The 25,105-nt window shown below is 48.1% G+C and carries 21 protein-coding genes; 5 read left to right on the top strand and 16 right to left on the bottom strand.

The window, feature by feature from the left end; genetic code table 11:
• Positions 1–75: 75 nt before the first annotated feature.
• The 4 genes from LEUMU_RS24520 to LEUMU_RS0103905 all read right to left on the bottom strand — a co-directional run bounded on the left by LEUMU_RS24520 (position 76) and on the right by LEUMU_RS0103905 (position 5,347).
• Positions 76–1,404: an MFS transporter gene (locus tag LEUMU_RS24520; RefSeq protein WP_022950970.1), complete on the bottom strand. Its 1,329-nt coding sequence runs from the start codon at positions 1,402–1,404 to the stop codon at positions 76–78.
• Between the two features lie 30 nt (positions 1,405–1,434).
• Complete coding sequence (locus LEUMU_RS0103915) at positions 1,435–1,971, bottom strand: YaeQ family protein (protein ID WP_022950969.1); 537 nt, start codon at positions 1,969–1,971, stop codon at positions 1,435–1,437.
• A 228-nt stretch (positions 1,972–2,199) separates the two neighbouring features.
• The gene (locus LEUMU_RS24515) at positions 2,200–4,290 is read right to left on the bottom strand and encodes a sensor histidine kinase (RefSeq protein ID WP_022950968.1); all 2,091 of its coding nucleotides are present in this window, start codon (positions 4,288–4,290) and stop codon (positions 2,200–2,202) included.
• A 154-nt stretch (positions 4,291–4,444) separates the two neighbouring features.
• Complete coding sequence (locus LEUMU_RS0103905) at positions 4,445–5,347, bottom strand: DUF368 domain-containing protein (protein ID WP_022950967.1); 903 nt, start codon at positions 5,345–5,347, stop codon at positions 4,445–4,447.
• 233 nt (positions 5,348–5,580) lie between these two features.
• Here LEUMU_RS0103905 and LEUMU_RS0103900 point away from each other — a divergent pair, with 233 nt between their 5' ends.
• Complete coding sequence (locus tag LEUMU_RS0103900; RefSeq protein WP_022950966.1) at positions 5,581–6,069, top strand: P-loop nucleotide/nucleoside kinase family protein; 489 nt, start codon at positions 5,581–5,583, stop codon at positions 6,067–6,069.
• Between the two features lie 125 nt (positions 6,070–6,194).
• On the opposite strand, the gene LEUMU_RS0103895 is transcribed toward LEUMU_RS0103900, so the two are convergent.
• From LEUMU_RS0103895 to LEUMU_RS29285, 3 genes are all read right to left on the bottom strand, one after another.
• Positions 6,195–7,802, bottom strand: a complete 1,608-nt coding sequence (locus LEUMU_RS0103895) for a glutamate synthase-related protein (protein WP_022950965.1) — start codon at positions 7,800–7,802, stop codon at positions 6,195–6,197.
• A gap of 278 nt (positions 7,803–8,080) precedes the next feature.
• The gene (locus LEUMU_RS29290) at positions 8,081–8,425 is read right to left on the bottom strand and encodes a LysR substrate-binding domain-containing protein (RefSeq protein WP_281169913.1); all 345 of its coding nucleotides are present in this window, start codon (positions 8,423–8,425) and stop codon (positions 8,081–8,083) included.
• Positions 8,403–8,993 (bottom strand): LysR family transcriptional regulator, encoded by a 591-nt coding sequence (locus tag LEUMU_RS29285; RefSeq protein ID WP_281169911.1) that lies wholly within the window; start codon positions 8,991–8,993, stop codon positions 8,403–8,405. Before LEUMU_RS29285 ends, LEUMU_RS29290 begins: the two co-directional genes overlap by 23 nt.
• 144 nt (positions 8,994–9,137) lie before the next feature.
• Here LEUMU_RS29285 and LEUMU_RS0103880 point away from each other — a divergent pair, with 144 nt between their 5' ends.
• Together LEUMU_RS0103880 and LEUMU_RS0103875 are read left to right on the top strand one after the other, a co-directional pair.
• Positions 9,138–10,310, top strand: a complete 1,173-nt coding sequence (locus LEUMU_RS0103880; RefSeq protein WP_022950963.1) for an MFS transporter — start codon at positions 9,138–9,140, stop codon at positions 10,308–10,310.
• Between the two features lie 255 nt (positions 10,311–10,565).
• The gene (locus LEUMU_RS0103875; RefSeq protein ID WP_022950962.1) at positions 10,566–12,005 is read left to right on the top strand and encodes an aldehyde dehydrogenase family protein; all 1,440 of its coding nucleotides are present in this window, start codon (positions 10,566–10,568) and stop codon (positions 12,003–12,005) included.
• Between the two features lie 135 nt (positions 12,006–12,140).
• Here the strand turns inward: LEUMU_RS0103875 and LEUMU_RS0103870 are convergent, their stop codons facing one another.
• From LEUMU_RS0103870 to LEUMU_RS0103855, 4 genes are all read right to left on the bottom strand, one after another.
• Positions 12,141–13,307, bottom strand: a complete 1,167-nt coding sequence (locus tag LEUMU_RS0103870; RefSeq protein ID WP_022950961.1) for a nucleotide sugar dehydrogenase — start codon at positions 13,305–13,307, stop codon at positions 12,141–12,143.
• Positions 13,308–13,390: 83 nt separating this feature from the next.
• Positions 13,391–14,203: a TatD family hydrolase gene (locus LEUMU_RS0103865; RefSeq protein ID WP_022950960.1), complete on the bottom strand. Its 813-nt coding sequence runs from the start codon at positions 14,201–14,203 to the stop codon at positions 13,391–13,393.
• Positions 14,204–14,205: 2 nt separating this feature from the next.
• The gene (locus LEUMU_RS24505; RefSeq protein ID WP_022950959.1) at positions 14,206–15,336 is read right to left on the bottom strand and encodes a mechanosensitive ion channel family protein; all 1,131 of its coding nucleotides are present in this window, start codon (positions 15,334–15,336) and stop codon (positions 14,206–14,208) included.
• Between the two features lie 35 nt (positions 15,337–15,371).
• Positions 15,372–16,706, bottom strand: a complete 1,335-nt coding sequence (locus LEUMU_RS0103855) for a sigma-54-dependent transcriptional regulator (protein WP_022950958.1) — start codon at positions 16,704–16,706, stop codon at positions 15,372–15,374.
• A 166-nt stretch (positions 16,707–16,872) separates the two neighbouring features.
• On the opposite strand from LEUMU_RS0103855, the gene LEUMU_RS0103850 reads away from it, so the two are divergent.
• A complete protein-coding gene (locus LEUMU_RS0103850) occupies positions 16,873–17,697 on the top strand; it encodes an ABC transporter substrate-binding protein (protein ID WP_022950957.1) in 825 nt (274 codons plus the stop codon).
• A gap of 185 nt (positions 17,698–17,882) precedes the next feature.
• On the opposite strand, the gene folD is transcribed toward LEUMU_RS0103850, so the two are convergent.
• A complete protein-coding gene (folD, locus tag LEUMU_RS0103845) occupies positions 17,883–18,758 on the bottom strand; it encodes a bifunctional methylenetetrahydrofolate dehydrogenase/methenyltetrahydrofolate cyclohydrolase FolD (RefSeq protein WP_022950956.1) in 876 nt (291 codons plus the stop codon).
• 151 nt (positions 18,759–18,909) lie between these two features.
• On the opposite strand from folD, the gene LEUMU_RS0103840 reads away from it, so the two are divergent.
• A complete protein-coding gene (locus LEUMU_RS0103840; protein WP_022950955.1) occupies positions 18,910–20,541 on the top strand; it encodes a bifunctional aminoglycoside phosphotransferase/ATP-binding protein in 1,632 nt (543 codons plus the stop codon).
• On the opposite strand, the gene LEUMU_RS0103835 is transcribed toward LEUMU_RS0103840, so the two are convergent.
• The 4 genes from LEUMU_RS0103835 to trxC form a co-directional block, all read right to left on the bottom strand.
• Positions 20,538–21,767, bottom strand: a complete 1,230-nt coding sequence (locus LEUMU_RS0103835) for a DUF1501 domain-containing protein (RefSeq protein WP_022950954.1) — start codon at positions 21,765–21,767, stop codon at positions 20,538–20,540. The two genes, LEUMU_RS0103840 and LEUMU_RS0103835, sit on opposite strands and share 4 nt — an antisense overlap.
• A gap of 14 nt (positions 21,768–21,781) precedes the next feature.
• Positions 21,782–23,338 carry a DUF1800 domain-containing protein gene (locus LEUMU_RS0103830; RefSeq protein WP_022950953.1) on the bottom strand — a complete coding sequence of 519 codons (1,557 nt, stop codon included), beginning with the start codon at positions 23,336–23,338 and terminating at the stop codon, positions 21,782–21,784.
• 408 nt (positions 23,339–23,746) lie between these two features.
• Entirely contained in the window at positions 23,747–24,601 is an 855-nt protein-coding gene (locus tag LEUMU_RS27750; protein WP_022950952.1) for an STAS/SEC14 domain-containing protein, read from the bottom strand.
• 53 nt (positions 24,602–24,654) lie between these two features.
• A complete protein-coding gene (gene trxC, locus LEUMU_RS0103820) occupies positions 24,655–25,092 on the bottom strand; it encodes a thioredoxin TrxC (RefSeq protein WP_022950951.1) in 438 nt (145 codons plus the stop codon).
• Positions 25,093–25,105 lie beyond the last annotated feature (13 nt).

Raw genomic sequence — 25,105 nt, 5'->3', positions numbered from 1 at the left:
TATTAAATTATCGCAGTCCTTACGAGCGTAGCGAGTCGGCGAAGAGAATTTAATACTGAGCTTGGAGCGACACCACTATGACGGCTCACTCACATCCGGCAAATACTTCACATAAAACGCCGCATACAAAGAAACCAGCGCCAGCATCAGCACCGTAAACCCAGGCCCAAACCAATCACTAATCAAGCCCACTAAGCCGCCCACCAGCATCAACAACCCAATCACCGTATTGGATACCGCCACATAAGCCGCCCGATTTTCGCCAGTGGCCATATCCACCAAATACACTTTACGGCCCAAGCGCGCACCGCCATGCATCACATTCAGCACGAGGAAAATCATCGCAAAGCCATACTCATTGATCACCCATTGCCACTCACCCAGCAGCGCGATATAGGTAAAAATCCCCAGCAAACCGCTGCCAACCGTAGCAATTGCCATTACCCGCTTACTGGATTTATCGCCCATATAGCCCCAAAACGGCGCAGATAAACTACTGGCCAAACCATTAGCAATAATCAGCGCACCTAAGCCCAGCAAATTGCCATCGACATTGTCATGCACGATCAACACATAAAATGGCTGAGCTAAAGCCACGGATAACAGCAAAGCACGAGCCGTGACAAACTTGCGAAAAGGAATATCGGTTTTAAGTAATTGGAGCTGTTTGACGGCTACACTAATGGCATTGCCACCGCCTTCGGTAGCGCCCGGCTGCTCGATAATGGTGGCAAAAACCAGCGTGGCGATAATCCAAAACACCCCGCCAGCGATGAGAAAACCTGCGAAGATCGACATGCCAGAATTGGCGAGATCAACAGTGCCCATCCACAAGCCCAGCAATAGCACCGCAATGCCGGAAATACTGGTACTCCAACCCATTAGCGCGCCACGGCGGCTTTTCGATACCGTTTTACCCAGCACATCTTTGGCCGACACTGAGCACAAGCCGCGCGATAAACTAAACACCACCAACATTGAGAGAATCGCAAAACCCGCAGCGGTCCCTTCAAACGCGACCGCCGCATAGGCCATGCCAAATAAGCTGAGCGCGGAGAGCAAGGCCCCCAGCAACCAGACATATTTGCGGACTGGCATTTTACGCACCAGCGCCGCAATCAGCAGCTGCGGAATGAGCACCCCACCCTCACGAATCGGCACCAGAAATCCGGTAAAAATCGCCGGCACACTCAGCATCCCAAATACCCACGGGATGATGAGTTTGGCGCTGGCAATTTCATCCGCCACCTTACTCAGCGCATTGGCGATCAGATAGGCGAAGAAATTGCGCGGCTGATCATTACAGGCCGACTCAGGGATATCCTTACAAACCCGGGCATCTTCATCGCCGGTCACCCGATTGTACAAATTTTCGATTAGAGGCTTTTGTTTGTAATCTTGCATGGGTCTCAATCCTTGAATTTTTAAGCGGAGTTATTTAGTCTGTAGTACTTCCCACGACACTTCTACCTCGCCGCCATCTGCTGCGATATAGGCTGAATCGCCAGTGATGGTCACCGACAAATCCATGGTGCGCTGAACTAAGGCAGCCAATGCTTCAATACTGGCCCATGGGAAACGGTAGAAAGAGGCATTTAAGCGGCTGAATTTGGCTTCGCCCTGCGACCACCAAACATCGGACTTGGTATTAAAGCTGTACACTTTCACCGCACGGGCACGGTTGGTGGCTTTTTTGATACGATCAAACGATGGCTCACCGACATCAATCCACAGCGCCGTTTGCTCGTCCATAGTGCGCACCCAAAGGTCTGGCTCTTCCACTTCCTCCAGCCCTTTGGTGAATTCCAAATCTTCCTGCGCATTGATGCAGTACGCCAGCACCCGCACCATCATGCGCTCCAGCGTCTCAGAAGGATGTTGTGCAATGGTCAGGCTGACCGAATCATAATAATCACGCTCAAGATCAGAGAGTGAAATTCTCGCTTTGTATATTGTTGGTTTAATAGCCATATCAGTTTCGCTTGCCGCTCGCAGTTGAATCGAGCCGTTAATAGCCCGATTATTCAGAGGCGCTAGAGTACCAGACCGACGCGAGATGGCCTACCAATCAGGGACTTACTTTCTTAGCATCGTATTCTTTGCCATCGCTACATCACTTAACAACATCACCTGTTCAGCAGTAATCCCTACTTGACCTTATTTACCCTGCAACTGCTCAATTCCAACTAGCTGCAATGCCTATTTACCTTGTGATTGCTCGATCTCCACCAGCTGCTCGATAAGCTCCTGCTCATCCTCAATCATTTTCGGCTTGCACAATAGCCAGATGGTAAACACCGTCTCCACACCCTGCTTTGAAGACACGCTAATACTCCCGCCATAGCGATGCATCAGGCTATAACTGAGTGACAGCCCCAGCCCTGTCCCCTGATTCTCCGCTTGCTGTTTCGTGGTAAAAAACGGATTAAAAATCTTATCCAGCTGCTCATCAGGAATGCCCGCGCCATTATCCTTAACCTCAATCGCGATGCCTTTATCCTGCCAATCGCGGGTGCTCACTTCGATTAAGCCATCGCTCGCCTCTACCGCATGCACTGCATTACGAATCAGGTTTACCAGCACTTGCTGCAGCTCATGAGGATTAATTTCAATCAGGCGTGTGGCGTTATAGTCAGCCTTTAGTTCGAAGCGCTTTTGGGTGCGTAAATGCTCAACCAGCTGGAAGGTTTGCTTCACCACCTGATTGGCATCGACCGATTCTAATTGCGCGGAATAAGTCCCGGGGCGAGCGTATTGCAGCAGGTTATTTAAGATCTCCCGAATCCGGTAAATCTGTTCAATCACCAGATCAATTTCATGCTGAACCGGCTTGGCCTGATCACCGAGTATCGCGCTGAGGATGTCCATATTGCCTAGAATCACCGCAGCAGGATTATTGATTTCATGCGCCACGCCCGCCGTTAGCTCACCCAATGCGGCCAGCTTTTCAGCGACTACGAGTTTGCGACGGGTTTGGCTAAGCACCTGAATGGTTCGGCTTAAATCTTCATTTTTACGGGTGAGTTCATTGGTGCGGCGGTCGACTTTACTTTCCAGCTCCGCCGCCCAGCTTTGCACTTCCTGATTACGTTGCTGCAGCAGATCCAGCATCGAATCAAACTCACGTGCCAGCTCGGCAATCTCATCTTGCGACGCTACGGCTCCGACCCGTGCTTGCTTTCCGCTACGGATCACATTCATCACACCGGTCAGGCGCTCCAAGGGTTTGAAAATCGATTTAGCGCTGTAAAACGACAGCAGCATGGAGAGCGTAAGCAGAATAAACAACAACAGAATCAGCGCAAAAATAGCTTTCCATAAATCATTGCGAAATGGCGCTTCCAAATAGCCCGCATAAAGGATGCCGATACGCTGGCCATCGGTATCCAAAATCGGGGTGTAACCGGAGATATACCAGTCATTCACCACAAAAGCACGGTTAATCCAATTATCACCACGGCTCAATACATGGTCGCGAACCACTTCGGATACCCGCGTACCCAGCGCACGCTCACCGGGGCGCAGCGGCACATTGGTGGAAATGCGCACATCATCCAGAAAAATCGTCACGGTACCAAGGCTGTCTTTAGGCAAACTACCCGGCCCGTAAACCAGATCGCGAATGGCATCCACCAGACCAAAGTTGCCATTGAGTAGCACGCCCGCATCCAGCACTGCACGTACTTTGCCGTCGGTATCTTTGACCGGATAGGCAATGCGAATGATCATCGCGCGATCTTCAAAAGTGCGCTCTGAGGGAGCGGCGTATGGCGTATCAAGTAGAGGCAAATGAATACTGTCGGCCAGCTCAGGATCTAAGGCTTGCAAATCCTCTGGCGAAAACACTTCGATACTGGTTCCGGCCTGCCCCAGCAATGCCTGATCGCGCAGTTTTGAGGGCCGCCCGAGATTCACTTTTATCTGTGAATCGGTTTCGGTATAGCGATAAGCTTCGTTAAATAAGAGATAGGCAAAGTCGCCGCTGGATTTGAGCTCATCAAGCTGCGCCTGAATGCTGGCTTTGTTGCCTTTATCCCACGCTTCGCGAAAGGCATAGGACTCGGCAAAGCGCTCCAGCTGGCGTTGATAATCACTTTGCAAGCGCTGGAAAACATTTTTCGAGACGCTGAGGTCGGTGTTGACCTTGATGTAAAGCTGCTCGTAAGTGAGATTGTGACCCCAATAAATCGCACTGCCGACGGCCAGCGGAATCACCAAAACGATGGGCGTTAAGACGAGAAATAGCAGCTTGTAGCGGACATTTTTGCGGAGCTTGGTGATTATTGACATTGTTATAACCAAAATGGCGGCGATGATGCCGCCATTCTAGCTCAGGTCGCGCAATGGCCCAACTAAATGCCGTATTACTGTGTAACAACCATTAGGCTAGATTTCATCCAAAGTGAAATCACACAGCCTTTATATTAGCCACGGCATCCGCAACCTACTTTGAGACCTTCTCCATACCCCACACCATCACGCCACCAACGACCATCAAACCCAGCGCCATTAGCGTTGAGTTATCGCTCAGCGTGGGACCAAACCATTCATAACCGGTCGTAATGATTTTGTCTGCCTTACCTTCGCGAACCACCACTTCGGTTAATGCCTGCTTCCATGGCCAAACAATGGCGAGAGAGCCAAGGATAAACCCAGTCATCAATGCAACGGTTTGATCATGAAACTTCTCATAAACCCAGCCCAAAAGATGCGCAAAGGCAAGCAGACCCAAGCCACAGCCCAATGCCATCGGCAATAAAATACCCATATCAAAGCGCCCTATCGCACCCAGTACCAGCGCGTAGTTACCCATAATAATCAGCACGAAGGAACCGGATAAGCCGGGTAAGATCATTGAGCAAATGGCCACAACGCCACAGACAAAAAGATAGCCAGCGTTAGCATTTTCACCAGCTGGTGCCAGCATCGCAACACTTGCGGCTAATATCGTTCCGACCACTAGCGCGAGTAAAGAGACTGCACCCCAGCGCTTGACTGTGCGACCAACACTAACGACAGACACCGCGATGAGTCCAAAGAAAAATGCCATGGTCAGCACTTCGAAATTTCCTAGCAGGTATTCAAGCACTTTGGCTAAACTAATAATACTGACCGCCACGCCGCCAAGTATTGCCGATAAGAAAGCACCATCAACATGCTTCCATGCACCCTTAAAATCTCTGGCGAATAACAGTTTTAAAGCTGTCAGATCACAGGATTTGAGTGCGTTGATTAAGCGCTCGTAGATACCGGTGACAAGCGCCACTGTGCCACCTGAAACGCCAGGGATTACGTTCGCCGCGCCCATGGCCAGGCCCTTGATGAAGTTGGAAATGTTTTCTTTCATTGTTAATGGCTTATGTTAATTATTAAATTGATGCCGACACATAAGGCTTGCTGATGCAAGCAACGGCAGTTACAGGCGTGCGAGTATAAACGAATTTGAACGCAGTGCATGCAGCCGATGACCAATCATCAAATTGCTCGGCTGAGCTGTATTTCAGTCTTGGTATTGAGCAGTTTGTGCAGGTAACCTAATCAACTAGCCCTCTGAAGTTGGCTATTACACGAGAACAAATCATGAGCAACTTAGGAACATTGACCTTCTTTTGCGGAAAAATGGGCGCAGGAAAGTCCACAAAATCGAAAGCCTTATCAGCTGAGAAAAATGCCGTTCTGTTATCCGAGGATGATTGGCTTTCAGCACTCTATCCCAAGCAAATTAACACCTTTGAAGATTACCTAAAGTACTCTGCGATAATCAAGCCGCTAGTGAAATCGCATGTTCAAAGTATCCTAAAAACAGGCACCAACGTGGTTATGGACTTCCCCGCGAATACAGTCAGACAAAGAAAATGGTTTAAGCAACTTTGTGATGAGATTGCGTGTGAACATGAGCTTGTTTTTATAAACGTAAGTAACGAGCAATGTTTATCTCAGATTGCCAAACGCCGCAAGGAACAACCGGAGCGAGCACAGTTCAACACTGAAGCAGTGTTTAAGCACATCACCACATTCTTCGAAGCACCGCTTGAAAGCGAGGGTTTTCAGTTGTTATCCTGCCCATAACGTGTAGCAAGCACATGAACAGTCTCACGCATGGCATCACGCAAACTCGCTGGAGTCAACGCCAGATTACGCCGCGCATAGTTGCTACATAGGCTTGGCAATATCTGTAGCCCCACTTGAATAAATTACCCAACCCCACCAAAACGAACACCTGAAATCTCACTCATATCTTTCTTCCATGTCGTCAGATCATCATGGCAAAACTTTGATAGATGATCATGCCCACAAGCACGCGCCATCACTTGCATTAACTCAACCGATGCATCAAAGAAATTAGTCAGCTGCTGCGCGGATTTCTCAACAACAATCCGTGAAACAAGGTGCGGCTTTTGAGTGGCAATTCCAACCGGACAGTTATTCGTGCTACAGGCCCGCATCGCGATACAGCCAATGGCTTGCATAGCCGAGTTTGAAACGGCAATCGCATCGGTACCTAATGCCATCGCTTTAATAAAGTCGGCAGGCTTTCTGAGGCCACCGGTTATCACTAACGTTACATTCTTATCCGCAGCATCAAGGTGTTTACGTGCCCGTGCCAGCGCAGGAATGGTTGGAACTGAGATATTGTCTCTGAAAATAACCGGTGCTGCGCCAGTACCACCGCCACGACCATCTAAAATAATGTAATCAACGCCAATCTCTAATGCGGCATCAATGTCCTTCTCAATATTTTGCGCAGAAAGCTTGTAACCAATGTGAATGCCACCGGTATACCCACGCACCTTATCCGCGAATTCTTTGATTTGTTCAACGCTGTCCCAATCAGGGAAACGCGATGGGGAGATCGCGTCTTGCCCTTCCTCCAGACCACGAACTTCAGCAATTTTACCTTTTACTTTCGAACCAGGAAGATGCCCTCCCGTGCCTGTTTTAGCGCCTTGGCCGCCTTTAAAATGAAAGGCCTGTACATGGTCCAGCTTATCCCAGCTAAAGCCGAAACGAGCGGAGGCTAACTCATAGAAGTAGCGTGAATTCGCCGCTTGTTCTTCTGGCAACATACCGCCTTCGCCAGAGCAAATCCCTGTACCCGCATTCTCCGCCCCCATCGCAAGAGCGACTTTAGCTGGCTCGGAGAGTGCGCCATAGCTCATGTCGGAAACGAACAATGGAATATCCAGCTTTAACGGTTTTTTAGCATTTGGACCAATGATCACACCAGTACCGACTTCATGATCATCAAGTAGCGGTGGCTTGTATAATTGTGCGGTAATTAATTGAATATCATCCCAATCGGGGAGTTGGATGCGAGGAACGCCCATTGACTCAACTACGCCGTGATGACCTGTTTTAGACAAGCCTTCTTTGGAATATTTCTGGATCAGTTTATTAAAAGGCTCTTCTTCGGTTGCGTGCCCAAGGTCCGCGTATTGGCCGAGATAAGCATTGCGGTTGTATGGCTGAGGATTCTTTTCTGCCCATGCGGCAATTTCATCTTCATCGACCAGCAGCTCCTCACCCTCCACCCAAGCGGTAAACTTCTGCAAGGCTTCTGAATGATCATATTCTGAAATGCCAGAATCCATTCGATAGTCCCAGTTATGAACGCCACAAATCAAACTATTACCGCGAACATGACCATCTGACATTAACGCGCCACGGTGGAGACAGCGGCCATAAAGTACCGAGATATCCTCATCAAACTTCACAATGACCAGATCAACATTGGCAATCAAAGCATGTTCCGGCTTTCTATCCTGTAGATCGGCGACTTTAAAAATTGAGGTTTTTTTCATGTCTAAACGTCCTATGGTGATTGCTTATTTGATGGAGAAGCTTGTCGTTTCGAGTATCAAAACAACAGGCCAATTGAGCCACTGAGCAGTAAGGAAGCATAGCACATGGCAAAGCCGCTGCTACTTTTAGGACAAGGCTGGCCATTACCAAACTCAGCTGGCAGAAGAGACAACCAAGAGGCGCTTGAAAAACATGCCGTATTACAATGAAATACTGACTGGTATACGAGACCAAAGCTAAGGCCTCAGTCTCTCCAATTTGACACAACAGCCAATGATCAAATTGCCATGCTGTGCTGTATATCAGCCTTGGCATTAAGTGCGATATTCACAAACGCATCGACCGTTGCGCTGTTGTTATTTTGCTTATACTGAATCTGCAGCGGGATTTGCGTACTCACATTATCCAACACAATAAACTGGCAGCCCTCGCTATATAATTTACTGACACAGAACGGCGCAATCGCGACGCCTAAATCTGCAGCCACCTCAGTCACCAATGTTTGCATGTGTCTGGGTTGGCTCGTGATATTGGGCGAAAATCCCGCCTGTTTACACAGTAAAATCGTCTCATCAAAAAGCCCCAGTGCCTCATCGCGATTAAAAAATAATGAATAGCTCATCTTTTAACTGCGCCAAATTAATGACTGATTGATCGGCGAGTTGATGGCTTTGGCTAACGATGGCAACCAGCGTATCGGTATAAATACAGTGGCTAGTAAATTCATCGGCTATTGAGCTGGGCAATGGCCTTGAGAACGCAATATCGACCCGCTCATTTTTCAGCGCTTCAATCTGCTCGGTCGCAGTCATTTCAAACAATGTGACATGCACCTGCGGAAACTGCGATTTATAAGCACGAACCAAAGTCGCCATAAAGCTTAAACACGCTGAGCTTAAATAGGCAATATTGAGCGTACCCACTTGGCCATTATGCGCCCGCTTAACCTGCGTTTTCGCTTGCGCAGTGAGCGCTAAAATCGCAGTGGCGTCTTTGAGTAACTGCTCCCCTGCTGGCGTAATGGCAACATCGCGGGAGTTACGGTTAAACAAACTCACTCCCAGCTCAGTTTCTAGCGAAGAAATGTGACGGCTGATCGCAGGTTGTACGGTATGCAACTCACGCGCAGCCTCCGAAAAGCTCTTATGCTTAGCCACCGTGATAAAGCTTTTTAGCGTTTTGATATCCATCGCTTTCCTACATTACCTGCTCACGTTAAAACCTGAAACACCATCTATACACTAATCGCATAGATTCGATCATATATTAACATTTTTGTTATATCAGGCTAAACCCTATCATCCGCTCATGACTTCTTCACCTGAGATAAAAAGATGAATACCCCAGAACAGAGCCAATCGTTAAGTCGATTTATTTTGTTATTGATGACCACCGCAATTGGTGCCACCGCTGCAAACCTGTATTACAGCCAGCCTATTTTACCACTCATAGCCGATGAGTTTAATTTAACAAACTCGCAGCTCGGTAGCATCCCCGCCTTAACGCAATTTGGTTACGCCTTTGCGCTGCTATTTATTTCTCCTTTGGGTGACTCTATTGCACGACGTCGTTTAATCGGTATTTTATCGTGCTTGTTAGTGGTTTCCTGTGGGTTTGCAGTAATCGCACCGAACTTACCGGCATTACTGATTGCCGTGTTTTTAATCGGGGTGAGCGCTAATATCACGCAACAACTAATTCCGTTCGCAGCCTCACTGGTATCTCCTGAAAACAAAGGTGCAACCCTCGGTACGCTCATGATGGGCTTAACCATTGGTATTTTACTCTCAAGAACCCTAAGCGGATTTGTGGGTGAGCACTTTGGATGGCGCAGTGTGTTTATCATGTCGGCGCTTTTTGCTGCAATATTTGGGGCATTGCTTCATAGGTTTTTACCGACCAATAAGCCACAAACTAACTTACGCTACTGGCCGCTGATTAAGAGCACGCTGTCTTTATTTATTCAGCACAAATCACTGCAAGTATTCACGCTGTCTGGCGCACTTTGGTTTGCCTCTTTTAACGCACTTTGGGCAACACTCGCTATTTATGTTAGCGATGAACCGTTTAATTACAACGCGCAGGAAGCCGGATTATTTGGCGTGATTGCACTGGCAGGCGTCATTGGGGCAAAGGCCTCGGGTAAATGGGTTAATACCTTAGGCTCCAAAAAATTAGTGCTGATTGCACTGGCACTAGGGGCTGTTGGCTTTGCTATCACAGGGCTGTTTTCAGGCAGTCTGGCATCACTCATTGTGGGCATTATCTTAATCGACTTTGCTATTTTTAGTGCGCAGGTCGCCAATCAGGTGCGTGTGTTTAGTATCGATCCGGCGGCTCAAAGTCGCATCAATGGGATTTATATGTTGGGATATTACATTGGGGGTGCGATTGGCTCTGTTGCTGGAGTGCAGGCATTTGACCTGTATCAGTGGCCGGGTGTTGTGGTTGTTAGCATTGTATTTATTTTGCTGAGTGCGGCTGTTAACTCATTTGCAAAAAAATAACTCATTCATTATTTGGCCATGTATCACACCTATTGAAAGAAGCGTCTTTGAATGTACTCGCCAATCACTTTGTCATATCGACTCTAAAAAACCCTTTAATGGAGAGTAAACAATCCCCTAGTCTCGCTTCTCTGTCATCAAAACCATCTCTTCTTACCAAAAAACCAAAAGGTGATCACAAAAATAGTTTCCCATCCTCCCGCGGAAGTCCTATGATATTTGCCATCGATAACCGAGTAATCACAGGAATTCACCATGCTTCAAAAACGCGACTTCTACATTAATGGCCATTGGGTAAAGCCTGCTAAGGATCACGATATGGACGTGATCAACCCTTCTGATGAAAGCGTCAGTGCCGTGATTTCCATCGGCGATCAAGCCGATACCGATGCCGCCGTCGCTGCAGCACGCGCCGCGTTTGATGGCTGGAGCCAAACACCAAAAGCAGAGCGTTTAGCATTGGTTGAGCGTTTAGCCGATATTTACGATGAGCGCGCGGCTGAAATGGGCGAAGCCATCTCCGTAGAAATGGGCGCACCAATGACCTTAGCTTGCGGCTCACAGGCAGGCTCCGGTAGCTGGCATATCCGTAATTTCATTACTGCGCTTAAGGATTTTGAGTTTGATCGTCCATTAAACGATCACACACCAAACGATCGTATTTTGTACGAGCCAATAGGTGTTTGCGGTCTGATCACGCCATGGAACTGGCCAATGAATCAGGTCACGCTAAAGGTGATTCCAGCGATTGCCGTAGGTTGTACCGTGGTACTAAAGCCTTCTGAAATCGCCCCGCTGTCTTCCATGTTGTTTGCTGAAATGATGCACGATGCAGGTTTCCCAGCTGGCGTGTTCAATCTGGTGAATGGCGATGGCATGGGCGTTGGTTCGCAGCTGTCTGGCCACCCAGATGTCGACATGATTTCCTTCACTGGCTCTACCCGTGCAGGTACGGCAATCAGCAAAAACGCAGCAGATACGATTAAGCGCGTGAGCTTGGAGCTCGGCGGCAAAGGTGCAAACATTATCTTCGCCGATGCGGATGAGAATGCAGTGAAGCGCGGCGTATTGCATTGCATGCAGAATACCGGTCAGTCTTGCAACGCGCCAACCCGCATGTTGGTTGAGCGCTCGATTTATGAGCAAGCCGTGATTACCGCCGCTGAAGTGGCTGAAGCCTGCACCGTCGATATCGCGTCTAAAGAAGGTCATCATATCGGGCCTGTTGTTTCCAAAATGCAGTTCGATAAGATTCAGGAGCTGATCAAAGTCGGTATTGATCAAGGCGGTCGCTTGATTGCTGGCGGCTTAGGGCTTCCGGAAGGTTTGGATAAGGGCTACTTTGTACGCCCAACAGTGTTTGCTGATGTCTCTCAGGAAATGCGCCTGGCCAGTGAAGAGGTCTTTGGCCCAGTACTGATCATGATGCCGTTTGATACTGAAGAAGAAGCTATCAAAATCGCGAATGACACGGTCTACGGCTTGACTAACTATGTGCAAACCCAAGATGGCGCAAAGGCAAATCGCGTTGCACGTCGCTTGCGCTCTGGCATGGTCGAAATGAATGGCCAAAGCCGTTCTGCCGGCTCACCATTTGGTGGTTACAAGCAGTCTGGAAACGGTCGCGAAGGCGGCGTTTGGGGCTTGGAAGACTTCTTAGAAGTAAAAGCCGTGAGTGGCTGGACGCCAGAGTAATTGGCAACAGCTGGCTGCTGATTAGCGAATAATCAGCAGCTGAACTGATCAGTTAAAAACAATCGGGGACTTGTGCATTCACAGCCCCCGATTGCATTAGCGCTGTAGCAATAATTGATATCGCCCTTGCGACTATCAATCCCGGCTAAACAAATCCCGCGTATAAACCTTATCTTTCAACTCACGAATTTCATCGGTCATACGGTTTGCCACGATGACATCAGACATCTGAGTAAAAGCATCGAAATCTGAAATTACTGCAAAACCATTGAACTCTTCTTCATCCAGCTCCGGCTCATAAATAACCACTTCCACGCCTTCCGCACGAATGCGTTTCATCACGTCCTGGATGGAGGAGGCTCTGAAATTATCCGATCCTGTTTTCATCGTCAGGCGATAAATACCAACCACTTCCGGATTCCGTTTTAGTACCGTGTCCGCGATAAAGTCTTTACGCGTTTGGTTGGCATCTACAATCGCTCTGATCAGGTTATTAGGCACCTGATTGTAGTTCGCCAGCAATTGTTTGGTATCTTTCGGCAAGCAGTAACCACCGTATCCAAAAGACGGGTTGTTGTAGTGATTACCAATGCGAGGGTCGAGCCCAACGCCTTCAATTACCTGTCTGGCACTGAGATTATGCGTCTGGCAATAAGTGTCTAATTCATTAAAGTAGGCAACGCGCATCGCAAGATAAGTATTGGAAAACAGCTTAACGGCTTCGGCTTCAGTTGAGTTGGTAAACAGCACTTCAACCGCTTTCTTCTTCGCGCCTTCCAGCAATAAATCCGCAAATTCACGTGCACGATCAGAGTCTTCGCCGACGATAATGCGTGATGGGTGCAGGTTGTCGTAAAGCGCCTTACCTTCCCGCAGGAACTCAGGGCTGAAGATAATATTCTGACAATCCATCTTCTCCCGAAGCTGCCGCGTATAGCCCACGGGTACGGTCGACTTAATGACCATCACCGCGTCTGGATTGATGCTAATCACATCGCGGATAACCGATTCGACCGACTTTGTATTAAAGGTATTGGTCTCAGGGTCATAATCCGTTGGTGTCGCAATAATAACAAATCTCGCACCGTCATAAGCTTGGTTTTTATCCAGCGTCGCCGTTAAATTTAAGTTGCCACTCGTGAGGTACTCTTCGATTTCAACATCTTCAATCGGTGCTTTACCGGCGTTCAGTAGCTCGATTTTGGCCGGATCAATGTCCAGACAAACCACTTCATGATTCTGTGATAACAGTACGGCATTTGAGAGGCCAACATAGCCTGTTCCAGCGACAGTGATTTTCATATTTTCTCCAACTTTAAAGGTACAGTTTGCACCCATGTTGTTTATTTATTTTTACGACTAACCCTAATTAACAGAGTAATGACTTAAGCATCCTGCTCAAAAAACAGTGACATACTGTTCTGCCAAACTTGCGGCAGCAGGGCTTCCAGCTCAATATTTTTTACTGCCGCCAAGTGCTCAGCAATAAAGGGTAAATATTTCGGTTCATTCGGGCGACCACGATACGGCACGGGTGTTAAGTATGGCGCATCGGTTTCAAACAAAATCTTTTCAACCGGCGTCAACTCTACAATCTCGCGCACATTCTCAGCAGTTTTAAAGGTACTAATGCCATTAAAGCCCAGATGGAAACCTTCCCCTAAGCAATACTCGGCCAGCGATTTGCCTGACGTAAAGCTGTGGATCACGCCTCGTTTGGGCATCTGGCCGACAAAGTTCTGCAAAATTGCCTGCATATCGTCATCCGCTTCGCGGGTATGCACCACAATCGGCATGGACAGATCGATAGCAATTTGCAACTGACGCTCAAAGGCATCGCGCTGTTTGCTGCGATCGGAATGCTCATAGTAATAATCCAGACCAATCTCACCAATCGCAACGATTTTTGGCGCTAGCGCATTCTCACGAATCTGGGCATCGACTGCATCGCTGTATTCACTGGCATCATGCGGGTGAATGCCCTGCGTGCCCCACACTAGCTCATGCTGGCGGGTAATGCCCATGACCGTTTCCAGATTATCCGGCGAGACGGCAATGGTGATAATGCGTTCGATATTCACCGCTTGTGCCGCGGCAATCGTGTCTGCTAAAGCCGAGTCTTCAAGGTAATCCAGATGACAATGGGTCTCTATAATCGGGTGCTCAAAAATCGGGATGTCGCGTTTTTTACTGGCCATGATCAGGTATTTTCTAAAAAGTTGGACGGATTGTCGTTAATTTTGAACGCTGGCGCAATGGCTGGTGCGTCAGAAACCCGCTGATACAAGTCTGGCGTGGCTAAACTAATGCCGCAAGCCAGTGATTCCTGCAAGATAAGTTCGCAGAATAACTGACGGGTGCGAATCATTTTTTTCATGTCTTTGGTGTAGTAAAACACGCCCCACTCTATCGCGTAGTCGCCAGTTTCCAGTACGCGGACTTCCATATCATGATTCTCTTCAATGCCAATTGCATCGTCTTTTAGTGCCGCATCCATGGCCCGTTGGAACATAGCTCGCACATCGGCCGGCTTGTCATCATAGCCGATTTTAAAGCTCAGCTTTTCGCGATAGCCCTTGGCTGAGGCAAACTTAGAGAGGTTTTGAATGGTCTTGCTGCGCAGATTGGCATTGTTTAATAAAATCCGGTTGTTATTCACCAGATTTAGCAGCTCGGTATGAAACAGTTTGGTGCGAAACACTTGCGCGACCAGCTCGCCATTATTTAATGAGACCACATCGCCCTCATCCAAGAAATCACTGTTCATAATGATGAGGCCGCTAATAATATCTGGTGCCCATGAGCCTTGCGTTAATGCCAGCATGACGCCAATCACGCCGAGCACGCCACCCGCTTCCAGTAAGCTATCAAAGCCCAACACCTGTATAATGCCAATCATGGCAAACACAGTTACAAAAGCGGTCACCACCACACTCAGCAAGCGGCTGTTGTAACTGTCGGAAATGACTTTTTCACCAGCGACTTCACGCACCCGGCCATATTGCCGGCGGATGAAGAACTGCACAATCTGGCTACCCCAAAATGCGCAGAACACCACCATAATAATACCCAGCATCTTGGTCGCGATATTGCTGTCGCCACCAATAAAAATAAAGTGGTTGAGCAGTAGCGCGACCACCGTAAGCAACGCACCCGCCCGAAACAGCTTAAGCTTGCTCAGGTTGCCAGCGTTATCCAGCTGAATATGAAAAATGTGAACCAGAATTTGGCGAGAGAATAAAATCAGCAAAATACAAACAACCAACAGAATGTATTCCAGCATTGAAAAGTCGGTTAAGTACTGCGAGAAAAATTGCGAGAGTGTGTCCATTGCCTGCCTTTATGCTGTGAAACAAGTGCCGCTCATTAGTCAAACAAGCCCCAAGCCTTTAGCTTACGCTCTAGGGTTTTGCGCGAAACGCCTAAAATACGCGCCGCTGCCGATTTGTTGCCATCCTCGGTATCCAGCACTTTTAAAATGTGCTGCTTTTCCACGACTTCCAGCTGCAAAGACTCAGATTCTTCAACCACACTTTCAGGCTGACTAACACTCACAAAGCCTGCAATACACTGGCTGGGCGACACGCCTAATAGCAAAGAACGCTCAATCACATTTTTCAGCTCGCGTACATTACCCGGCCAACGGTATTGGCTTAAGCGCGCCACTTCGGAGGCATCAATCACTTGTTTGGGTACGCCCAACTCAATAGAAAGTTGCTCAACAAAGTGTTTACCTAGTAGTTGTATGTCGCCCATTCGTTCACGTAGTGGTGGCATCCGCAAGCTCAATACATTCAGGCGGTAATACAAATCTTCGCGGAAATGCCCTTTTTTAACCTCATCGGCTAAATTACGATTAGTCGCAGCCAGCACGCGTACATTCACTTTAATTTCGGCATTAGAGCCGACCGGTCGAATGCTGTGCTCTTCTAATACCCGCAGCAAGTGCACCTGCATCGACATCGGCATTTCACCAATCTCATCAAGGAACAATGTGCCTTCATTGGCAAAGGCAAACAGTCCTTCCCGTGCCTGATGTGCGCCGGTAAAAGCGCCTTTGACATGACCGAATAGCTCACTTTCCAACAATTCAGCCGTCATCGCGCCGCAGTTAATTGAGACAAAATTACCTTTGCGGTGACTGAGTTCGTGAACTGCACGTGCGGCTAGCTCTTTACCAGTACCCGATTCGCCTTCGATCAGCACGGTGGATGGCATCGGTGCAACATGCTTGATAATCTGGCACACATTCAGAATTTCTTTGCACTCGCCGATCATGATTGAGCCATTAAATTCCTGCTCTAACTGGCGGCGAAATACATAATTTTCTCGGCGCAGTTGCTCGTATTGCAAGCAACGGTCAACCGCCGTCTGCATTTGCTCCAAGCGAAATGGCTTCATTAAGAAATCAACCGCCCCAACCCGCAGCGCTTCGATGGCCGTTTGCAAATCAGCATAAGCCGTCATAAAGATAACGGGGGTTTGATGACCTTGCTCGCGGATTTTGGTCAGCCACTCCACGCCCGAGCCATCCGGCAGACGAATATCGGAGATAATTAAATCAAAATGGCAGCGATCAATTAATTCATCAGCTTGCGATAAATCGCCCGCCGTTTCGACCATTCCATAATGATGACCCAAGCCTCGTTGTAAAAAGGACAAAATGCCCGGTTCATCATCTAGTACTAATATTGACTTCATGGACAAATTGTCTCATCGACTCACAGAATTATGAGTCATTATAGACCGAAATTGCTTTTTTACCCACTTAACAATGGTTTAATTTACTGTTTTTTCTAGACATTATTCCTCTGGCATCAATTTTGCTGACAAACGGTTACGTAACTAAACCCGAGGAAAAATCACCGTGAAAAAGCTATTCTCTACACTGTTATTATCTGCTGCTTTATTTGGCACAGCACAGGCGGCTACCCCTGCTCCTGAAAACCCAATATTAAAGATGGCAACCACGACCAGCACGGATAATTCCGGTTTGCTAAAAGCCATTCTGCCAAGCTTTCAGGAAGAGTCAGGCTACGAAGTGCAAGTCATTGCAGTGGGTACCGGTAAAGCTCTGAAAATGGGTATGGATGGCGATGTGGATGTAGTTTTAGTTCACGCCCGCGCTGCCGAAGATAAGTTTGTTGCCGAAGGCTATGGCGATAAGCGTTACGATGTGATGTATAACGACTTTGTCTTAGTGGGTCCAGAAGCCGACCCAGCAGGCGTTAAAACCGTTAAAACAGCCGCCGAAGCGCTAAAGAAAGTGGCTGAAGCAGAAGCGGACTTTGTCTCTCGCGGTGATGACTCCGGTACTCACAAAAAAGAGAAGCAATTGTGGGCAGCGGCGGAAGTGACACCTGAAGGTAAATGGTATCGCGAAGCAGGCCAAGGCATGGGCAAAGTACTGCAAATGGCGGGCGAGTTGGGCGGTTACACCATGGCAGACCGTGGCACTTGGTTGGCTTATGAGTCTAAATCACCACTTAAAGTCGTGCTGGAAGGCGATGAAGTGATGTTTAACCCATATGGCATTATCGCGGTCAGCCCTAAACGCTACCCAGACATTAACAATAAAGGTGCACAAGCATTTATTGATTGGATTGTCTCGGATGCTGGCCAAAAAATGATTGCTGACTTTAAGATCAACGATAAGCAGTTATTTATCCCAAGCGCAGCAAAAGCAGAATAAGCGCAACTTGTTTTGTTAAGCGCTGCATTGTTCTAAACAATGCAGTTGCATAAAAAAGCGGGCTTAGCCTTTAACAGCTAGCCCGCTTTTTTGTGGCCGTCAGATACATTAATTCAACGCACTAACTAGCCTTAAAAGTACTAAGTCGAGAATGACTCAATCAGCCATTCCCCACCCTGCACTCATTAATCTTTAATACCGGCCTGATTTTTTGCTGCACGTACTGTATTGTACATCAAGCAAGCAATCGTCATTGGACCAACGCCACCCGGTACTGGTGTAATGGCACCCGCAACATCTTTCGCCGCAGCGAAATCAACATCACCCACCAAACGATTCTTACCTGTCTCAGAGTCTTGAATGCGGTTAATACCCACATCAATTACCGTCGCGCCAGGCTTAATCCAGTCACCTTGAATAAAGTGAGGAATACCAACCGCCGCCACTAAGATATCCGCTTCACGGCAAACCGCTGGCAAATCCTTAGTCCGGGAATGTGCAACAGTAACGGTGCAGCTTTGCTGCAATAACAGCGCTGCCATTGGCTTTCCAACGATATTAGAACGACCAACCACTACAGCGTTCAGACCACTTAAATCACCCAGCTCATCCTGTAGCAACATCAATGAACCCAGTGGCGTACAAGGCACCATATTGTTCTGGCCAACCGCTAATGCACCGGCATTGCTGATGTGGAAGCCATCAACATCTTTATCTGGATTAATCGCATTGATCACCGAATTGCTGTCGATATGCTTAGGCACTGGCAGCTGCACTAAAATACCGTGTACTTCAGGATCAGTATTTAATTGCTCGATCAAGGCCAACAAATCCGCTTCACTGGTGGTCGCTGGCAAATGGTGTGAACGTGAATCGATTCCGAGCTGCTCACAGCGTCGCACTTTAGCGCCAACATACGTCGCACTAGCTGGATCTTCACCCACTAACACAACCGCGATACAGGGTGACAACTGGTGCGCTTGTTTTAGCGATGCGATTTCTGAGGACAATGTGTCACAGAGACGGTCGGCAAATGCCTTCCCATCTATCAATTTGCTCATGGTCGATTTCTCCTGCGAGAGTATGTAAAAAGATGCGGCTAATGATGCTTACCCACCTCCGAGGTGTCAATCCTTTAAATCCCTCCTTTAGGCTTAGAAAATCTTATGACTCTCACTGCGATTTTGCCATAAACGGCGTATAATTAGTGGTATGAATACACAGCCTCCCAGTACTGATTCCGACCTGGTTAATGCCTTGCTTGCGGGACATTGCCCAGCCATTCAAGCAGATGCTATTAAGCTAGTAGAAACCCATATCTCTTGGGTTTTACTGACTGATGAGCATGCTTATAAGATTAAAAAACCGGTCGACTTTGGTTTTTTGGACTTTAGTACGCTGGCTAAACGCAAACAGTTTTGCGAAGAGGAATTACGGCTGAATCGCCGGTTAGCCGCGCATTTATACCTTGGCTTGTTCGCGATTTGTGGCTCTATAAATTCTCCGGAATTGGTCCCACTTGAATCATCGGAAGATCATGGCAATGCTCGCATTCCACCGGATTTAGAGATTCTTGACTATGCCATCTGCATGCGCCGTTTTCCGCAATCGGCACAGTTGGATGAGCGACTTGAGGCAGGCCTACTAACACCTGAAAATATGGATGCCATTGGCGCCATGCTGGCGGATTTTCATGAGTCATTGCCACCTGCCGATGCTTCAATGCATTACGGCGATGTGGTGCATGTTACCCAGCCAGATGCTGATAATTTTCAAGTACTGCATCATTTCTTTGAACACAGTAATAATCCTGATGACTCAGCTAGCCTAGACACTTTAAACACGCTAGAACGCTGGAACGAACAACAAAACCAAGCCTTAAATGACACTTTTATTCAGCGCAAACAAGCAGGCTTTATCCGTGAGTGTCATGGCGATTTGCATTTACGCAATATGATTTGGATGGATGATCTGCCGCTGGCATTTGACTGTCTGGAGTTTGAAGCCGATTTACGCTGGACCGATGTCATGTGTGAAATCGCGTTTCTGATTATGGATTTACAAAGCCGTCAGCAATCTGCATTGGCCTATCGTTGCCTGAATCAGTATTTACAGCAAACTGGCGACTATGCAGGCTTGCGCTTGTTGCCCTATTACTTAGCCTATCGGGCATTGGTGCGCGCTAAAGTGGATGCTCTGCGTCATGATCAATCAGGATTAGATGCACAAGAAACTGCAGAAACCGATCGCGAGTTGCATGCTTATCTGGAATTGGCCAGCGCCTACAGCGAACCACGTACGCCACACTTGATGATTACCCGTGGTTTGTCGGCTTCGGGGAAAAGTACCATTAGCAAACCCTTAGCTGCCGAGCTGGGGGCAATTCGTATTCGTTCTGATGTTGAGCGTAAGCGTTTGTATCAACTGAGTGCTGATCAATCGGCGAGTGATTTACCGGAGGCGGGTTTGTATACGGCAGCAGCCTCTGAGGCGACTTATCAGCATTTGCTAACGCTTGCTGAAACAGTATTAGCTGCGGGTTTTGATGTGATTATTGATGCGGTATTTTTGAAGGAAGAACAACGTAAACCTTTTCAGGAACTAGCTAACCAACACCAATACCGCTTTAGCATATTAGAGTTTGAAGCCAGCGCAGACACGCTACGCCGGCGTATTCAAACCCGAGCCAAAGGAGTATCGGATGCTGATTTAAGCATTCTGGAGTACCAGCTGACTCAGTGGCAACCCTTGGCTGATGATGAAGCTGCAGCGCGCTGCACTATCAATACAGAGCAAAGGGTTGATGCCAAGCAACTGGCGGCCAGACTGCAGCTGGAAGCTTAAGCAAAGACTCCTAAGTACTCATCAGCTGCATAGTCAGGGAATGTATTGCTTAGCAAATCAACACGCCCTAAACGCTTATCGAGCAACTCGGTCAGTACTTGACGGTAGTCTGTGGTGATCTCTAAATCGCCACGACTTAAATTCTCTGGCGACAGCCCTGGCCACTCGCCATAGATTTGCCCACCGGCAACGCCGCTACCAAGAATCATCATGGCTCCGCCTTTACCGTGGTCAGCACCGCCACTATGGTTTTCCTGAACCCGGCGGCCAAACTCACTCATAACAACGATAGTGACTTTGCTCTGCAAGCCGGCGATATCGTTATAAAATGAGGCTAAGCCGGTCGCTAGCTCGTCAAATTTCAGGCTTTGCTCACCATCATTCCACGCCCCCATCTCACGATGAAAATCCCAGCCATTCAAGTCAACATTAACCGCTTCCAGACCAATATCTGCTTTTAAGATCTCAGCCAGTTGATGCATGGTCGCTCCAAACTTTGAATTACCATACGCATCCGGTTTAACAGTAGTTCCCAGTGCATTTGATGCGGCAACATCCAAGGCAGAGAAAGTTTGCGTAGCGCCACTTTCCAATAATGGATGACCCTGACCTTGATACAGGTTTCTCAATGTCTCCGGTACCCGATCCGTATTGAGGCTGTTTGTATTTACAATGTTAAAGGCGTTCAGGCTAGAAAACCCTAATGCCGTGTCATAGCCTTGCAGTGACTTCTGAACGCCCGGCATGCCGACGCCACGAAAGATTGCGCTGGAATGGGTATCCGCAGATAGATATCGACCTAACCAGCCATCGGCTTGCGCTTTGTTATCAGTCCCTGCTGCCATACGGCGGCGTGCGGCAAAGTGACTGCGCGTGCTTGATGCTTCGCCAAGACCGGTTGCAACCACCAATGCTAAGTCACCCTGATTATACAAAGGCAGCAGCGGTGATAAGGCTGTATGCAGTGCAAATTGTTCATTTAACGGCGTGCGTCCAGCCTCCGGAATGGCAATCGTTGGGCGCGAATCAAAATAGGCTTGTTCTGTGTAAGGAACAATGGCGCTCAGGCTATCCATTCCGCCTCGTAACGACACATTGATAACCGTGTGATTCGCTTGACCACTTGAGGCAAAAGCAATATTGCTCAAACCACCTAGGCCAGTTAAAGCAGATGCGGCGGCAACACTTTTCAGAAACTGTCGGCGGGAAAATTTAGAATTAAACATAATAGGTGACTCCCTTAACGGATCTGATAAGCAGGTGATGAGAAGATTAAACCAGCCAGCGTCTTGATTTGTTTCAAGTCCCTGCGCGCAACCGCACTTTCCGGCCCTTTTCCAAGGTGTGTATAGAGCGCTTGTTTACTAGACTCATCAAGTTTGCGACCCATCAAGGTTATTGCCAGCTGATCCAATAACGACTCAATCGTCTCGGGGTTATTCACCCAGCTCATTGAGCTAACGCGAATAGACTGACCCAATTTATTGGCGGCACAGGAAAATCCAAAATTCCAGCGATTCACCATAATATTAGTGTTCAGGTACTCTGCTGCTGCGCTCGGGTAACCCGTCGGCGGCTCACACTCAAACAGTGCGTGATCCATGTCAGTCAGCTTCTGGTGAAGTACAGCACCTATGCGACCGATCTGGTCGAAATCGAATGTCACATTGGCAGATCTCAGGATTGAGTAAAGCAGCTCATTGCTACGCTTAACCTTCTGCCCTTTGGACTGGTAAAACGCATCTGATGCAAAAATCGCTCTTAAGGTTGGAACAATCTCAGTGCCGTTATCCATAAACACTTGTGCGACCCGCTGGACAATGGAATCCGTCATGGCAATATCATCGCTGATAAAGTGGCGGCATAACTTCCAACAAATAAACTGCGCAGTAGCGGGTTGATAGGCAAGGAAGTTAATAAACGACTCACCATTTTCAATCGAGCCTTCCGCGGCAAACGGCACCCAGCCCATTACATCGCCACCGTCGGCTAAAGGGCCTAAGCGATTGCGGCTCGCATTAAATGCAAACTGGTCATACTGAATACTCCAGCCACTCAGTAAGTAAGATACCGCGATGACATCATCTTCGTTGTAACCGCCATCCACACCCAAGGTATGCAGCTCCATTAATTCACGGGCGTAGTTTTCATTAGGTACTCGATTTCGATCGGCACGACTGGTGCGATTATCTAAGTACTCAAGCATTGCGGGGCTTTTAGTCGAGTACATCAGCAGATCACTGAAGTTACCCAATGCCAGCTCACGGAAGCCTCTATCCTGCTCGGCTTTAAACATGGCCGTTTTTTTCTTTACAACATCCACATTGAAGTGGTTACTCCAAAAATCAACCATTACCTCTTGCAGTTGCCGCTTACTCTTAACCGCACGCACAATGGTTGCCCCATTCAGATCACGTCGAATGATATTCCGCTTTTTATGGACTAATAACTCGGCGCTGGTCATGTTCACGGTAGGAAACAGGCTGATCATCTCATCGGTTGCCGAGTCATCCAGCAAAGAAGGAGCTAGCTGCTGCTCAATAAAGGCATCAACCCCTATCGTACTGACTTCATCCTGCAGCTCAGGCGTAACGCCCATCGTTAAGCGACTAATGACATGTAACAGGTCATCAGTTTCGGACTCAGACACGGCAGCTTGTGATACTACAGGGGCAATTACGGCTGATGTTGCAGCTAACGCAGCGGTAGATTTTCCACCGAAAAAAGCGCGACGGGATGGCATTTCAGGAAGTTGCATCGGGTCTGCAACGACTGGGGGATTGTTATCGATATTCAACGATTTACCTCATTAGAGCTGGGCTTTATTATTTAATGATTAACGCGCATAACATTCATACAACAAGGTGCAAAGCGAGTTTAGATGCTTATTTTTGTGCTTTGTTTGTCTAAAGTGAATTAACTGGATATGCGGCTCGAAGAACGCCTGGGGGTGGGTGTTCTTCAATGTTTCACAGGTGGGTACAGTAGAAGTAAGCGCGTGAACCTTGGGTTAACGACTGTTGCCGCCTGTCTGCTTATCGATGGGCGGCGTACTTGGATCATTGGGTTGGCAGCAGAAACTAAAAAAGAGCTACCCTGCTGTTTTGATTACAGGATTTAATGCCTTTATCAAAACGGATAACTCTTTTCAGATCACGCCTAAATGCTAAATAAGCTCAGCTCCGGGTGTTGTAAGAAGCGGTATTTACTCAGCCGCAATATTCATTGGCACGGCCAACACATCACACTTAGAGTGAGAAGAAACATAGTTAGTGGTAGAGCCAATAAATGAACCAATACCTCGACGGCTACGGGTTCCAATCACAATTAAGTCCACGTTCTGCGCCTGCGCATAGCTTACAATACCAGACATTGGTGTACCCATAATGACTTCACCTTGGGTTGCCGGCAGCTCTAACTCATCTAATAGCGTCTTCATTTGCTGCTCGCCACTTTCAATCATACTGACTTGTAGCTCATTAGCATCGGGCACCTGAATGCCTAGCCCCATAGGCTGGTAGTAATAGTCGTTCAGTACTGCCTCATTGACGATATGCAGCAAGCGCAAATCCGCACCAAATTTATCGGCGATGGCTTTGGCTCGGTGCGCGGCAAAACGGGCATTCTTTGAGAAATCGACCGCCACCAGAACACTCTGATAGCCTTCTGTTTCAGCCTGCTCAATGGCCGTATCCAGCAACTGATCACTGCGCAACCAATCCCACGCCTCATTCATATCGCGCTTATCGTAGTACTTGACCTGAGCTTCAACGAAGGGCTTACCTAAGGCTACCGCCCAGCGCTCCCAAGCTTTATCGCCGACCACGGCAATCTTTTCAAATTTTTCCTGATTCTCCATGCCGAAATTGAAGTCGTCTTTCATCGCGACCAGTTCAGCACCTTCAAAATTATCCAACTCGATCAGCACTGAAATACTGCCATAGCGCTTGATAAGGTTTTCCAGCTCTGGCAAAAATTCCTGATATTCCTTATGCGTGAGGCGACCAGATACTCGGACTGCGAAAATATTGTCTTCTCTGACGGGTATAAACTGAAACATTGCTTCACTCCTTGACGATTAATCGTGTGATTCCATAGCCTGTGACAGGCTTACTAATGAGCGTGGGAATTAACCCAATTGACAATTTGAGATGAGGACATGGCACCGGATTGCCGGGCAACCTCGCGACCGCCCTTAAACATGATCATGGTCGGTATGCTACGAATGGCATAATTACCCGCCACGCTTTGCGCGGTTTCGGTATTTAGTTTGGCGAGAATCGCATTGGGGTGTAAGGACTTGGCCGCTTCGGTGAATGCGGGCGCCATGCTTTTACACGGGCCACACCAGTCTGCCCAAAAGTCGACAACCACCGGCAGATCATTATTTCCAATAAATTTGGCAAAGGATTGCTCAGTAAGCTCTGGTGGCTTGGCGGCAAACAAAGGCTGCTTGCACTTGCCACACACGGGCTGTTGGGATAACCGTGCGTTTGGAACCCGATTGGTTGCACCACAGGCGGGGCAAACCAAATGTTTTGATTCTGACATGCTACATCTCCAC

It is taken from the genome of Leucothrix mucor DSM 2157 (assembly GCF_000419525.1).
Lineage (GTDB): Bacteria > Pseudomonadota > Gammaproteobacteria > Thiotrichales > Thiotrichaceae > Leucothrix > Leucothrix mucor.
Note: the sequence above shows the minus strand (reverse complement) of the source record. Positions and strands in the feature narration are given on the sequence as shown.

Bases quoted from the DNA above. Each gene is read 5' to 3' on its own strand.
- LEUMU_RS27750 (WP_022950952.1), bottom strand. From the start codon at position 24,601: ATGTTTCAGTTTATACCCGTCAGAGAAGACAATATTTTCGCAGTCCGA.
- LEUMU_RS0103840 (WP_022950955.1), top strand. From the start codon at position 18,910: ATGAATACACAGCCTCCCAGTACTGATTCCGACCTGGTTAATGCCTTG.
- LEUMU_RS0103880 (WP_022950963.1), top strand. From the start codon at position 9,138: ATGAATACCCCAGAACAGAGCCAATCGTTAAGTCGATTTATTTTGTTA.
- LEUMU_RS0103855 (WP_022950958.1), bottom strand. From the start codon at position 16,706: ATGAAGTCAATATTAGTACTAGATGATGAACCGGGCATTTTGTCCTTT.
- trxC (WP_022950951.1), bottom strand. From the start codon at position 25,092: ATGTCAGAATCAAAACATTTGGTTTGCCCCGCCTGTGGTGCAACCAAT.
- LEUMU_RS0103895 (WP_022950965.1), bottom strand. From the start codon at position 7,802: ATGAAAAAAACCTCAATTTTTAAAGTCGCCGATCTACAGGATAGAAAG.
- folD (WP_022950956.1), bottom strand. From the start codon at position 18,758: ATGAGCAAATTGATAGATGGGAAGGCATTTGCCGACCGTCTCTGTGAC.
- LEUMU_RS24520 (WP_022950970.1), bottom strand. From the start codon at position 1,404: ATGCAAGATTACAAACAAAAGCCTCTAATCGAAAATTTGTACAATCGG.
- LEUMU_RS0103875 (WP_022950962.1), top strand. From the start codon at position 10,566: ATGCTTCAAAAACGCGACTTCTACATTAATGGCCATTGGGTAAAGCCT.
- LEUMU_RS0103915 (WP_022950969.1), bottom strand. From the start codon at position 1,971: ATGGCTATTAAACCAACAATATACAAAGCGAGAATTTCACTCTCTGAT.
- LEUMU_RS0103905 (WP_022950967.1), bottom strand. From the start codon at position 5,347: ATGAAAGAAAACATTTCCAACTTCATCAAGGGCCTGGCCATGGGCGCG.
- LEUMU_RS0103900 (WP_022950966.1), top strand. From the start codon at position 5,581: ATGAGCAACTTAGGAACATTGACCTTCTTTTGCGGAAAAATGGGCGCA.
- LEUMU_RS24515 (WP_022950968.1), bottom strand. From the start codon at position 4,290: ATGTCAATAATCACCAAGCTCCGCAAAAATGTCCGCTACAAGCTGCTA.
- LEUMU_RS0103870 (WP_022950961.1), bottom strand. From the start codon at position 13,307: ATGAAAATCACTGTCGCTGGAACAGGCTATGTTGGCCTCTCAAATGCC.
- LEUMU_RS29285 (WP_281169911.1), bottom strand. From the start codon at position 8,993: ATGGATATCAAAACGCTAAAAAGCTTTATCACGGTGGCTAAGCATAAG.
- LEUMU_RS24505 (WP_022950959.1), bottom strand. From the start codon at position 15,336: ATGGACACACTCTCGCAATTTTTCTCGCAGTACTTAACCGACTTTTCA.
- LEUMU_RS0103835 (WP_022950954.1), bottom strand. From the start codon at position 21,767: ATGTTTAATTCTAAATTTTCCCGCCGACAGTTTCTGAAAAGTGTTGCC.
- LEUMU_RS29290 (WP_281169913.1), bottom strand. From the start codon at position 8,425: ATGAGCTATTCATTATTTTTTAATCGCGATGAGGCACTGGGGCTTTTT.
- LEUMU_RS0103865 (WP_022950960.1), bottom strand. From the start codon at position 14,203: ATGGCCAGTAAAAAACGCGACATCCCGATTTTTGAGCACCCGATTATA.